A 14775-nucleotide genomic window follows, 5' to 3' on the forward strand; every position below is an offset into this window, starting at 1 on the left:
CTTTTAACGAATACCAACCGGCTTAAGTTCCATTAATAAATGAGAGTGTAAGTTTTCCTGTGCTCATAACAGTGGCATAAATTACCACTCCCGCTTCAATATTATTCCGATCTCAAACTTTTTACCGGGTTGGCCAATGCAGCTTTGATAGCCTGGAAGCCTACGGTAAGCAGGGTGATAATAATAACCGACATAGCTGCAATAACAAAAACAACCGGGCCAATATCAATACGATAAACAAAACCCTGCAGCCACCGGCTCATGGCGTACCAGGATATGGGGAAGGCGATGATTACCGCGATGGCCACCAACTTCAAAAAATCCTGCGTAAGCATAATCATGATGCTGTTTACCGACGCCCCTATTACCTTGCGGATGCCTATTTCTTTTTGCCTTTTTTGCGCGGTAAAGGCCACAAGACCAAACAACCCCAGGCAGGATATCAAAATAGCCAGGAACGAAAAATATTGCGCCAGTGCAGATACCCTTACTTCGGTTTCATATTGTTTCTGGTAAGCTTCATCCAGAAAGCTGTACACGAATGGGAAGCCCGGGTTAAAGGATTCATATAGTTGTTGAATTTTGGCAATGGTTTCTTTTTGATGATCGCCTTTGAGCCTGATCATCATCTTAAAATACGGGCTACTGCCTTGGGCCAGCAAGATAAACGATGGCCTTACCACCTCATGCAACGATTCGAAATGATAATCTTTTACCACACCAATAACCTGGCAGGTATTACCCAAAACTTTAATGGTGCGGCCTACCGGGTTTTGGAGCTGCATGGCCTTAACGGCGGTTTGGTTAAGTATTACTTTGCTGCCTTCGGTGCCGTAGTTTTTGTTAAATGAACGGCCGGCAGCCAATTGCATATCCATAGTTTCGATAAAGTTGAAACCACCAAAAAAGCCCTCAAAATACACGTCGCCGTTTGATTGTTTGCCATCCCAACTCAGGCCACCGGTGCCAAAATTGCGCCCAACCATGTTGTGCTGTGTAAAGCTGGCATTTAAAACACCGGGGATATTTTTCAGTTCGGCGGCAAAGTTCTCTTCGTTTCCGGCAAGCTTGCCTTCCGAGTCAATGCGGATCAGGTTATCTTTATTATAACCGGGTTTAGTATGCTGGATGTACTGAATTTGCCTGTAAACCACCAGCACTGCCACAATAAGTGCTACGGATAGAGTGAACTGAAACACTACCAATCCCTTACGGGCCAGCAGCTCGGTAAATGATGAGCTAAGCTTACCCTTTAAAATAGCCAGCGGATTAAATTTAGATAAATACAACGCCGGGTAACTGCCCGATACCAAACCGGTAAACAGGGTAATGCCCGCAAGCATCATGATAAGCTGCGGGTCAAATTCAAGCCGTATTTGTTTGCCGGTAAGCTGGTTAAACTGGGGCAGTAATGCCCAGGCTATACCTATAGCCAATATCATGGTAAATATGGCCATCAGCAATGATTCGGACAAGAATTGGGCAATCAGCTGGCCGCGTTTTGCACCTACTACTTTTTTAATGCCCACCTCTTTCATCCGGCCCGACGCTTTGGCCGTACTCAGGTTCATGAAATTGATACAGGCAATAAGTAAAATAAACACAGCTATAATCGAAAATAGTTTCACGTACTCCTCGCGCCCCCCCACCCGCGCGCCATGGTTAAACGTGTTCATTAGGTAGTTATCAGAAAAGCGCATGGCTACGGCGCTGCGCGTGGTATCGCCGCTATTCTTTTTCACCAGGGCAAATATCTTTTTGTTGAATGCAGCCACGTTAACCCCTTTTTTCAGCATCACAAAATTATGCGGGCCGCCATTGTTCCAGGTTTTTACCCAGCCCTGCACGTCGGCCAGGTAATCAAATGATAGCACAAAATCAAACTGCTGGGACGAGTGTACGGGCAATTTTTCAAATACACCTGTGACAGCAAACTCCCTGTCGTGCTGAAAACGGACGGACTTGCCTATGGCATTATCAACAGTGGTAAATAGCTTTTTGGCCAGCTCGTCGGATATTACAATATCGTTTTTGGCTGCAAGCACTTTGCCGCGCTCGCCCTGCAACATTTTAAAAGAAAAGATGTTGAAATAATCTTTACCCACGTACTGTCCGCTGGCCTTAATGTTTTTATCACCAACCGTTAAAGTGAATTTTTGCCACCAATCAGCAGGGGCCACGGCGGCGGCGTATTGCACATCCTCGGGTACCTGGGCTTTCAGTACATCGCTCACCAGGCCCGATGATTCGTCGGTAATTTGCTGGCTGCCGCCGCCGGTGCGGTGTTCCATAATTTGATAAACCTGGTTATCGTTATCAAAAAATTTATCGTAACTCAATTCATCATGTACCCACAAATAAATTAACAGCGTACAAGCCAGCCCGGCCGAAAGACCAAGCACATTTAAAAAAGTAAACTGTTTATCCTTTTTTAGATTGCGGAAAGCAATTTTGATGTAGTTTTTAAACATGATGCCAGGGCTTTAGGAGTTTACAAACAGACGTTATTGCCCTAATCAGTGTAAATATTATGCCTTAGTTTTAACTATATGATTATCAGTATTTTTTGATTTTATTTAAAGCTTTTCACTGTATCAAAAACGGACGATCTGCGTACGTTTTTGGCATTGCCGTGAAAGTTGCCACCAGGCACTTCAATTGCTGCATAATGGGATCATCATAAGCTTGATAGCCGCACTGTTTTTTCCGGCTTAAAATTTATTTTAAATTCTTTTAGGAAAATCGCTATTGACAAGTGTCCTTACATCAGATCGACTAAATTATGGGAAAATCAAGGTTTATTGAGCTGATGGCTAAAAGCATGGACGGATCGGCCAATAAGGAAGAGTTGGATGAACTCGAACTGTTTTTAAAACAACACCCAGGATATAAAAAAATTCAGCAGGTAACAGACGCCTTAACGGGTACACTTAATAACAACCACGAGGTTTTGCCCACTACCATAAACAGTAAGCTGGATGAGTTATGGGTTAAAATAAAAGACGCTGAAGAAACCGAAACCGAAATTGTTGCAGACCATGTACGGCCATTTAACTGGAAGTGGATTGGCGCGGCTGCGGCTGTTGCCGTACTTGCTTTGTTTGGCTTTTTGTTTTATAGACAGCAGGCCAAACAGCAACTTAACGCCGCGGTAACAAAAAAGGTAGATGTGCCTTTTGGCAAAATGATGCAGGTTACTTTATCAGATGGTACCCAGGTGAAGCTGAATGCAGGCAGTCATTTTTCGTACCCTTCGGTTTTCCAGGCCGGGCAAAGGGAGGTTAGTTTAGAAGGCGAGGGCTTTTTTGAAGTAACCAAAAATCCGAAGAAACCATTTTTGGTACATACCGCCGGCTTCACAGTAAAAGTTTTAGGTACTGTATTTAACGTAAAGGCTTACCGCGACGACAAAACCACCGAAACTACTTTATTAAAAGGTAAGGTGCAGGTTGAGCTGGCCGATGACCCCGAGAAAAAGATCATTTTATCGCCCCACGAAAAACTGACCATTAATAACCCGGCACAAATTGTAACTAACCAGCCCGTTAAAGCAGCTGTAGCCAAGATAAAATATGAAGTAGCCACATTACCGGTTGTAAGCAATGACGCGTATGCAGAAAATGCCTGGATAGACCACAAAATTATGTTTGCCAATAATGATTTTGAAGACGTGGCCCGGCAAATGGAACGCAAATACAATGTGAGGATAGTATTTGCAGATGAAGCCCTCAAAAAAGAGCAGATAAGCGGCGTGCTTGAAAACGAAAGCCTGGATACCGCCCTGAATTTCCTGAGGCAAATTGTGCCGTTGCAATCAAAAATTGATGGCGGTACGGTTTACTTATCCTACAAGAGTAAAAAATAAAACAACCAACTAATATTAACTTAACAGCAGCACATGAACAAAAACAATTACCTAACAGACTCCTAAAACCCATAAATAAACAAGGGAAGAGGTGCAACTCTTCCCCGCAAAAATCTGGGATTTATCATTGTGAGTAAGCGAGTTGGAACCGAGCTTACTCTATCCATTAATTTTCAAAACAAATGTAATGAAAAAAACAAGAAGGGCATTTGCCATTCCGGGTGCCCCCGTATGCCTTAAAGTTATTTTGCTAATGAAAGCAGTTTTCTTGCTAATCCTGGTTACCTGCATGCAGGTTTCGGCCAGTGTTTATTCACAACAGAAATTTACACTCAGCATTAAGCAAACTGAGGTAAGTACCATACTTGCCAAAATTCAAAAACAAAGCGATTACCGTTTCTTTTACAACTACGCCGCCATAAAAAAACTGGGTAAGGTTGATCTGGACGTTAAAAACGCTTCTATCGAACAAGTGTTGAGCTCGCTTATGGATAATAAGCTGCCCTACAAAATGGCCGATGACCATGTAGTGATCATATCAACAGCCGAAACTACCAATGCCTTGTTACTTGTAAAAGGAAAAGTGGCTGATGCCAAAGGCGAACCGCTCATTGGCGTAAACATTAGGTTGCAGGGTACCAACCTTGGGGTAACAACTGATATTAACGGTAACTTCGTAATAAACGCCCCGGTTAACGGAGTATTGGAGTTTAGTTATATAGGCTTCGAGAAAAAGATAGTGACCGTAACCGGCGATCAGCCCCTATCTATCACGCTTGCTGCCTTGCCATCTGCTTTAACAGAAGTTGTTGTGGTAGGTTATGGTACCAGTAAAAAAATAGATGTAACGGGTTCTGTAGCCAGCGTTAAGGGCGCTGATATTCAAAACCTGCCGGTAGCATCTGCTGCACAGGCCCTGGATGGCCGTGCCAGCGGTGTAAGCATTGTACGCAACGATGGATCGCCGGGCGCCGCGCCGAGTATCAGGATTCGTGGTACGGGTACGTTAAACGATGCCAACCCGTTGGTAGTTGTTGATGGTGTGCCTACCAGCAACCCCGATGCATTAAGTGATATCAACCCTAATGACATTGCATCTGTTGAGATATTGAAAGATGCATCCTCTGCTGCTATTTATGGTACGCGTGCTGCCAATGGTGTGGTAATGGTAACTACCAGGAAAGGCAATTACAATCAAAAATTGGCCACCAATGTTAACTTTTACAACGGCTTTTCAAATACAACCAAGTATCTGAGCCTGTTAACCGCCCCCGATCTTTACAAATTGAAAAGGGAACGCTACACCAATGATGGTGTTGCCATTGATGCACCCTGGAACGATAACTATTATGCCACCCAAAGAACGGATTGGCAGCGGGCCATCATGAAAACCGGCCATGTAACCAATGGCGATGTCAGCATCACCGGGGGTAACGAGGTATCTAACTATTATTTTTCAACTGCTGTTTATAATGAGGATGGTATCATCGATAAAACCAACTTCAAGCGCTTCAGCACCAGGATAAATTCAGAACATAAAGTAAGCAGCTGGTTAAAACTGGGCGAAAATATCCAGTTGAGCTATGCCAATAACAATGGTTTTGACAATAACAATTCGCAAACAGGACTTCTGTTTTCGGCACTGCGCTTTAACCCTGCCATACCATTGGTTAATACCGATGGATCATACGGTACATCAAAGGCTTTTGCCAACCAGTTGGGCGATATCAACAGCCCTTATGCAACCATCCAGGAAGCAGACAGGTTTAACAAAAAATACCGTGCCCTGGCCAACGCCTTTGCCGAGGTTACGTTTTTAAAAGAATTAAAACTACGGGTAAACTACGCGTATGATGGCACCCTGAACAGGGCATACAACTTTAGTATAGCTGATGTTAACCAGGCACGGCAAAACACCACATCATCGCTAACCCAAACCGAGGGCGAGTTATCATCCCAGTTATTGGAGTCGTTCCTTACTTATGATAAGGTATTCGGTAAAAGCCACGTAACGTTTACCGGCGGTTACTCCTACCAAAACTTTAAAACCTATGGTTTTAATGCATCTCGGTTAGGATATGATGATACGTCGGAAGATCAAAGGGTGCTTAGCCTTGGTAACAGCCAGTTCAATTCAAGCGTAGTTCCTGATCAATCGTCATTGCAATCGGGCTTTGGCAGGTTGTTTTATGACTACGATAGCAGGTTCCTGGCTACATTAACTTTCCGTGCGGATGGATCATCAAAGTTTGCACCAACCAAAAGATGGGGTTATTTCCCGGCATTTTCTTTGGGCTGGAGGTTATCAAACGAAGCTTTCATCAAAAATATATCATGGATAAGCAACCTGAAGCTAACCGGTGGTTATGGCGAGTTGGGTAACCAAAACATAGGCACATTTCAATACGCCAGCTTAATTAAGTTGGGCAGTACCTATGAAAACAATGGTTACACATTTGGCGGCACAGGTTATACAGGTGCGGCAGTTTACAGCCTGGCCAATCCGGATATTGCATGGGAGCGTACAGCCATGACCAATGTGAGCGTTGAAGCCGGTTTTTTAAATAACCAGTTATCAACAACCTTAACCTGGTTTAACAAAAACACTAAGGATATGCTTTTATCGCCACCTGTTGTAGGAGCGGCTGGTTCGGTATCTATCCCTAACCAAAACATCGGTACCATGAACAATCATGGTGTTGAGCTTGAAGTTAATTACCAGGGCGGTAATAAAGTAAAATACTCTTTTGGTGCCAATGCCTCGTTCATCAAAAACAAGGTAACCAAGCTAAACGGCGAAGGTACATTTGTGGGCGCCACAGTTTACGGCCGCTCAAGCCAGGAAATTTCAAGAACCTACCAGGGCCAGCCAATAGCCTCATTTTATGGTTGGAAAACCAATGGCTTGTATCAAACCCAGGCTGATATAGATAACGACCCTGCCTTGAAAAATGATCCCCGCAAGGCCAATATTAAACCCGGCGATGTGCGCTTTCTTGATTTAAACGGCGATGGGCTGATTGACGGTAACGACCGTACTAATCTTGGTAACCCAAATCCGAATGTTACGGCAGGTTTACAGGGCAGTATCTCCTATAAAGGTTTCGACCTTTCGGTAAACTTTACCGGGGTATTCGGTGTGAGCCTTTATAATGCCGACAGGATGCAGGGTATCGATCCTACTTATCCGTTTAACCTTTATGCCGAAGACTTAGGACGCTGGACCGGCGCCGGTACAAGCAATACCATCCCAAGAATGTCTCTGGATCGTGCAAACGATAACTACCGCACATCTGACCTGTTTGTGGAAAGCGGAAATTACGTGAGCCTTAAAAACGCCACTTTAGGTTATACCCTTCCTGTCACCTGGACAAAAAGGGCCACCTTAAAAGGCGTAAGGCTTTATGCATCAGGCCAAAACCTGTTTTTTATAACCAAATACAAAGGCTATACGCCAGAGTTGGGTTATACTAACGGTAACCTGCAAAGAGGGGTCGACGTAGCCCAGTATCCGTCGGTAAGAACAATCACATTCGGTTTAACAGTTAAATTATAAGATCATGAAATCGAAAAAAATATTATATATGCTTACGGCACTTGCCCTGTTTGGCAGTAGCTGTAAAAAAGCGCTCGATTTAAAGCAACAAGGTGTTTACAGCTCAACAAACTATTTTCGTAACGAAACTGATGCTGTTAACGCGATAACTGGTATCTATAGCATTTTACCTGAAGAAGATTACATTGGCCATGCCGAATGTACTTTTGACGTACCATCTGACGATTACTGGCGCTCTGGTGACCACGGCGAGGATGAAGGTATTGAAAATTTAACTTACGATGCTTCAAACGCCGCTATCAGGTACCCATGGAAATGGAGATATGAAGAAATTAACCGCGCTACAAATTGCATCATCAATATCCCAAAAATCACCGCCATTTCTGCCGATATTAAAAGCCGCAGCATGGGCGAGGCCTACTTTTTAAGGGCCTTTGGTTACTGGCGTTTAATGATTATTCACGGCGATGTGCCTATCATCACCGAGGATGATTATACTAAACTAAACTTTAACGTTCCTAAATCGCCGATTGAAGAAGTGCGCAAGCAAATAGAATCAGATTTGTTGAAAGCGGTTGATATGCTGCCCGAAAGCTATGGCGCTGCCGATCGTGGCCGCGTGAGCAAAGGAACGGCTCTGGGCCTTTTAACAAAGCTTTATATGTATTGGGAAAAACTTCCGGAGGCAATTGCAACCGGTCAAAAAGTAATCTCCAATTCGCATTATGCATTGGCTGCCAACTATACTGATAACTTTACCCGTGCAAATGAAAACAGCACCGAGTTGCTTTTCTCTATCCAGGCAGTACAAAACGTAGTACAAAACGACTTTACCGTTTACTACATTCCAAGACCATGGGGTGGTTATGGCTTTAGCCAGCCTTTACAGGGATTGGTAAATGAGTTTGAAGCTAATGATCCACGTAAAGCTGCAACTGTTTTAAGTGTTGGAGACAAAGTTAACCTGGGCGATGGTAATGGTTTAACTACTTTTACTGCCGATCTGTCGGCAACCGGTTTTGCTTTCAAAAAGTTTGCCGTATTTAACACTGCGGCTGATGGTGGTGGTGTTGATCATAGCTTTGCTGTACCTTTAATGAGGTCGGCCGATATTTACCTCTTGGTAGCCGAAGCGCTTATCCGTACACAAGGTGCCGGCGCAGGCGATGCACTCATAAACCAGGTAAGACGCCGCGCTTCAACATTGTTGCCACCTGTTGTAGGCGCCGGTATGACGCAGCTGATTCATGAGCGCCGCGTAGAACTTGCCGGTGAAGGCGAGCGTCACCAGGATTTGATGCGTTGGGACAAGAAAAACATTGTTGATATTGCAGCAATATATAACCGTTCGGTTTCAAAAGCACCGCTTGATCAATCGAAAACGGTAACATTTGTTCGTCCTAAAAATTATTATTTCCCGCTGCCACAGGTAGAGATTGATAAGAGTAAGGGCGTTTTAGTACAAAATCCAAACTTTTAAGTAAAATAATCTATTAAATGCCGGTAGCTATCAATAATTTGTTAAGTCAATTTGTGTTGGTCACCGGCATTTTTATTCTATAAAACCCCAAACAAACAGAGCCAGCTTAAATAATGAAAAAAGGTTTATTGATACTTATTGCTTCCGTTTTTTGCTTAAATACCTATGCACAGGTTGATCAGAAAGCATCGTATGAGTTTATTGAACGTATCATCCCCGGCAAATCGGGCGCGTTCCTGGTTGAGCCAATAACGGCAGATAACAATAAAGACACGTTTGAGCTGGATAGCCGCGGTGGCAAAATAGTTTTACGTGGTAACAACGGGCTATCTGTAGCTGCAGCTTTAAATTATTACCTTAAAACCTACTGTTTTTGCGATATAGGCTGGAATGGTACCAATTTAAACCTGCCTGCAAACCTGCCCGCGGTAACCGCCAAAATTCATAAAACCACGCCGTATCAATACCGCTATTACCTTAACTATTGCACATTTAATTATACCATGGCCTGGTGGGGCTGGGCCCGCTGGCAAAAAGAAATTGACTGGATGGCGCTCAACGGCATTAACATGCCGTTGGCTATTACCGGCGAAGAAGCCATTTGGCAGGATGTATACAAAAGCATGGGCTTTACCGATAAAGAATTGGATGCCTTTTTCTGCGGACCGGCTTATTTCTCCTGGTTTTGGATGGGCAACATTGATGCCTGGGGCGGTCCGCTGCCACAGCATTGGATGGACAGCCATAGGGCACTGCAAAAAAAGATCCTGGAACGCGAACGTTCATTTGGGATGAAGCCGGTATTGTCGTCATTTACCGGCCACGTACCGCCATCGTTTAAGGACAGGTTCCCGAAAGCTAAGGTAAAAAGGACCAACTGGGATGCAGGCTTTCCTGATGTATTCATTCTTGACCCCGACGATGAACTTTTTGAAACCATCGGCAAAAAATATATCGAGGCTCAAAACAAGGAGTTTGGTACCGATCATTTGTACTCGGCAGATACTTTTAACGAGAATGTGCCGCCCACCAATGATTCAACCTACCTGGATGGCATGAGCAAAAAAGTATTCCGTTCCATGACCGCTGCCGACCCAAAAGCTGTTTGGGTGATGCAGGGCTGGATGTTCCATTACAACAATAAATTCTGGCAGCCGCAACAAATCAAAGCCCTGCTGAATGCGGTACCTAACGACCAGATGATTGTACTTGATTTGTACAGCGATGCACACCCGGTATGGAACCGTACCGAAGCCTATTATGGTAAGCCCTGGATTTGGAGTATGCTGCAAAACTTTGGCGGCAACATCAGCCTGTTTGGCCGCATGCGCCATGTGGCTGCCGATCCGGCCATTGCCCTGCATGACCCCGAATCAAAAAACATGGTAGGCATAGGCATAACCCCTGAGGGTATTGAGCAAAACCCGGCCCTGTTTGCCCTGATGCTGGAGAATGTTTGGCGCGATACCCCTATTGATGCCGATGCCTGGGTAAATAATTATGCCCACAGGCGCTATGGCCAAACCAATGCCAATGCATCCGAAGCGTGGCAGATATTATTGAACACGGTTTACAGCAGCGGCCTGAGCGAGGGCGGCCCCGAATCAATCATTGTGGCCAGGCCAAACATGCAGAAAACTATCGACAGGGTTTTAACTAAACTAAGTTACGATCCCCTAAAGCTGGCCAAAGCCTGGCAGTTGTTAGTAAACGCCGCCGATAGCCTGAAACAAAGCGACGGCTATCAGTACGATGTAATTGACGTGACCCGGCAGGTACTGGCTAATTATGCATCGCCATTGCAGCAAAAATTGGCATCGGCCTATAAAAGCGGCGATAAGGAAGCCTTTAAACAATACAGCACCGCCTTTTTACAGCTGATGGATGATATGGACGATTTGCTAAGCACCCGCAAAGATTTTTTATTAGGCAAATGGATTAACGAAGCCAGGGCCAATGGCATTACCGATAAAGAAAAGAATTTGTATGAGCTAAATGCCCGCGACCTGGTAACCCTTTGGGGCGATAAAGAAAGCGGCTTGAGCGAATACTCTAACAGGCAATGGGCCGGCTTAATAAAAGGCTATTACAAACAACGCTGGGAACTATACTTTAGCCAGCTAAACAAAACCATGGCCACAGGCACCGCCTTTGATGCCAAAGCATTTGACGCCCAGGTAAAAAACTGGGAATGGCAATGGGTAAACAAACACGATAACGCCTATACTGATATTGCCAAAGGCGACGGGGTAGAGAAGGCGAAAGCGCTGTTTGCAAAGTATAATAATTTGGTGTTGCAGGCGACGTATTAGCAGATATTCGGTTTTTTGTAGAGACGCATAATTGCGTCTCCCGGAGGACATTCCGAATTTGTAAGGTCGTCAATTTGCATGTGTGATTTGCAGGCGGGAGACGCAATTATGCGTCTCTACATCGAAAAGGCAATACTTCCCTGCGGTCTGTGTCTTCACAGACCGCTGTTCCTAATGTTTTCGATTAGGGGTGGGAGGTCCCACGAATGCATCTGGAAAAGAATGACGTATGTTACTTGGCGGCGACGACTCACCCCGAACATCGCTACGCTCGTTCTGCCCCTCTCTCCGACTGCGTCGCATAGAAGGGCTAAAAAAGAAAAATGGGGTTTACCCTCTATGCGGCGTAAGCCGGAGAGAGGGTCGGCCAGCGCAGCGTAGCCGGGGTGAGTCGTCGCCAGCGTTCAAATGACACGAAAGTTGGTCAAAAGATGAAAGAAGAAGCCCGCATTATCCACAACAACAAAATACATTGAATCATAAACACATGATCAAAAGCACATACCTCTTTCTAACAATTCTGATTTGCCTGGCATTCAATACAACCATAAAAGCCCAGGATAGTAACGACCACATCTTTCCGCCATCTGCAGCGGCTAAACCCTATATCAATTTTGATAACAAGGGCTTTTTGATAAATGGCAGTCGAACGTTCATCGTATCTGCAGGGTTGGAGTATGCCCGTATCCCCCACCAGCTTTGGTACGATAGGTTGCTGCGCATCAAGCGTGCGGGATTTAATTGTATCGAGATTTACACCATCTGGAATTTTCACGAAGCCCAGGAAGGCAAATTTGATTTTACCGGCGACCGCGATCTGAACCTGTTTTTAAAACAGGTTAATGAATTAGGCATGTACGCCATTGTACGCGTTGGTCCGTATTACTGTGCCGAATGGGATAACGGCGGTTACCCCATCTGGCTTAAGTTTAAAAAAGGTCTGAGTGTTCGGGAAGATAATCCATTGTTTGAAAAATATGTCGACAGGTTTTTTGATCACCTTTTACCTATCGTGATGAATAACCAGGTAAACAAAGGCGGGCCGGTGATAATGGTGCAGCTGGAGAACGAGCATCCCAAAGGATGGGGTACTGTTATGCCCGATGGCTATTTTAAACATTTGCAAACCAAGGCGCTGAGTATGGGCCTGCAGGTGCCTTACTTTTTTAGCGGCCTGCACCACGCCAGCGACCCGGCAGGAGATGGCAAACTGGACGACGCTGCGCGGCCAAATCCCTGGTTTTCTACCGAGTTTTGGAGTGTATGGTATTCGCAATACGGCGCCAAACCGGGCGACGACCAGCTTTACGACAGGCGCACCTGGAAAATCATCGCCAACGGCGGCAATGGTTACAATTATTACATGGTGCACGGCGGATCGAACTTTGGGTACACCAATAACGACGAAGACGCGGCATCGTACGATTACGGCGCGGCCATTGGCCAGGCAGGCGACTTAAGGCCGATATATTATGCCTTTAAACGGGCGGCTTTGTTTGCCCGCAGATTTCAGGATGTATTGGCAAATAGTGTAAACAATACTGACCAGCACAGCAAAATTGTTTCGGAACCAACGGTAAAAGTAAGTGCCCGCAAAAGCCCCGCCAGTGAAATTGTTTTCCTGGATAATACAGGTAAAGAGGCGATAACAACCCAACTGCACATTGATGATAACGTGCCTGGCAATAAAGTTACCATTTTACCCGGCGAGATTTATCCGCTGATCCATAACTATAAGCTTAATGATGAGGTGATGCTGAACTGGGCTTTAACCCGGGTATTTATTACGATTAACCAGGGAGATGTTACTACCATTGTTACAGATGCCGAAGCCGGTACACCCCTTGCCCTATATTTTAAAACCCAGGGCAAGGCATCAACAGGAAACCCCAACGTAAAAATTGATGGCGAAAATGTAAGCATCAACCTAACTATGCCCTCCATTACCCAGCCATTAGAGTATAGCTTTAAAGCAGGTACGCAAACCATCCGTGTACTGGCCATGAACAGGCAACTAACAGATAAAACCTATATCGATAAGCCGCACAATACCCCCTACATTATATGTGGTGCAGATTATGTAGGAAAAATCGATATTAATGATCACCCTTTTACCGCTGATATAGAGCAGCCATTATTAAAAGATAAAAACGGACCGGTTTGGATTTACACGGCTCAAAAAACGGTGCTTTTAAAACAGATTCCATCACCAAAGGTCAATCAGCCCAAAGCCATTGCACTCAACAACTGGGAATTTAAAAATGCTGCGGGCGCGGCGGCTGTAAATTATAATGCGGGCAAATGGCTATCCTCAAAAAATCCGGTTCCGATGGGTGCCGACGGCGATGTAACTGCCGATGCCTGGTATCGTACCACAATTACCACCTCTACCGCCGGTAAATACACCTTACAGGTAAAAGGCGGCGGCAGAGGGCAGGCTTTTGTTGATGGTAAGCCTGCCGCTAAATGGAAACTGAACGATGGAGAGCTAACGCTCGACCTGAAAAAAGGGAAACATACCCTCGCCATTTTTGCTGCGCATGATGGAAGGGACAAACTGGYCGCTTACCTTGGCCCGATTGATGAGGTAGACAGTAAAGGGCTGTTTGGTCCGGCGCTCATCAAAAAAGGAGGTCCGTTTATCAGCGAGTTAAGTAACTGGTATTTTGCCAGGGCCAATAAAATAAGCGATGTTAAACAAGGGCCACCAGCTTTTGATACCACCACATTTAAACCCTATAAAATAAACACCGATGTTTTTAATTTAAAGGAAGGATACGGCTGGTTTACCACAACTATACCGCAACAGCCCGCAGGCACATCAAAAATAACCCTGCAGTTTAAAAGTGTGGATGAAAATGCTACCATATTCATCAATGGCAAACAGGTATTTAAACACGATGGCTGGAACCAGCCTTTTGAAGTGAATATAACCGACGGCACTACTTTAACAGCACCTATACGGCTTGCTGTGTTTATAGAAAACTACTCTAACGAGGGCGGTATCGATCAGCCTGTAAAAATTAATGCCATTGGCGATGCGCCGGCCGTAACCGGCTGGAAAATGAAAGGCGGCCCCGGCGATGCGCTGGCTTTAAAAGGCTGGCAAAAATTTACCGGCAAGGTTAAAACCAATGCGCCTTGTTTTTACCAGTCATCGTTTACCGTACCACAGGCAAAAGGAAAAACCTTTATCTGGCGGTTTGAGCCTAAGGGGCTGGGGCATGGCTCGGTATGGGTTAACGGGCACAATATTGGGCGGTACCCGGAAAAGATATCCATTACCAGTTTATACATTCCCGAATGCTGGCTAAAAACAGGCCCCAATCAATTGGTGATTTATGATGAAGATGGCAAACAGCCCGGTGATACACTAATAGTGGCCGAACCGGAAGCAGGCCGCGCTACAACACAAACAACTACAGATATTAAATAATCAATGAGTATTCGTTATTTGGTTTTAAATTCCCCTCTTGAGAGGGGGCGGGCAGGAATGGTGTAATGGCAGGGGTGTGTTTGAACGCGCGATAACACACCCCTGCCGCCTCTTGAGAGAGGAATC

At 45.1% G+C, this 14775-nt stretch carries 6 protein-coding genes; 5 read left to right on the forward strand and 1 reads right to left on the reverse strand.

All coding sequences use genetic code 11. The annotated features are described in order from the left end of the window. Positions 1-101: 101 nt before the first annotated feature. Entirely contained in the window at positions 102-2471 is a 2370-nt protein-coding gene (locus AC1DU2_RS09255; RefSeq protein ID WP_477383841.1) for an ABC transporter permease, read from the reverse strand. A 311-nt stretch (positions 2472-2782) separates the two neighbouring features. On the opposite strand from AC1DU2_RS09255, the gene AC1DU2_RS09260 reads away from it, so the two are divergent. The 5 genes from AC1DU2_RS09260 to AC1DU2_RS09280 all read left to right on the forward strand — a co-directional run bounded on the left by AC1DU2_RS09260 (position 2783) and on the right by AC1DU2_RS09280 (position 14649). Beyond that, a complete protein-coding gene (locus AC1DU2_RS09260) occupies positions 2783-3865 on the forward strand; it encodes a FecR family protein (protein ID WP_477383842.1) in 1083 nt (360 codons plus the stop codon). A 187-nt stretch (positions 3866-4052) separates the two neighbouring features. Next, entirely contained in the window at positions 4053-7421 is a 3369-nt protein-coding gene (locus tag AC1DU2_RS09265; protein WP_477383843.1) for a TonB-dependent receptor, read from the forward strand. 4 nt (positions 7422-7425) lie between these two features. Continuing rightward, positions 7426-8901, forward strand: a complete 1476-nt coding sequence (locus AC1DU2_RS09270) for a RagB/SusD family nutrient uptake outer membrane protein (protein ID WP_477356761.1) — start codon at positions 7426-7428, stop codon at positions 8899-8901. A 113-nt stretch (positions 8902-9014) separates the two neighbouring features. Beyond that, on the forward strand, positions 9015-11213 hold the full coding sequence (locus AC1DU2_RS09275) for an alpha-N-acetylglucosaminidase (protein WP_477383844.1): 2199 nt from the start codon (positions 9015-9017) through the stop codon (positions 11211-11213). Between the two features lie 487 nt (positions 11214-11700). Then, positions 11701-14649, forward strand: coding sequence for a beta-galactosidase (locus AC1DU2_RS09280; protein ID WP_477383845.1), 2949 nt, complete (start codon positions 11701-11703; stop codon positions 14647-14649). Positions 14650-14775: the final 126 nt, after the last annotated feature.

The sequence above is a fragment of the Mucilaginibacter sp. P4_C11 genome (assembly GCF_056402115.1).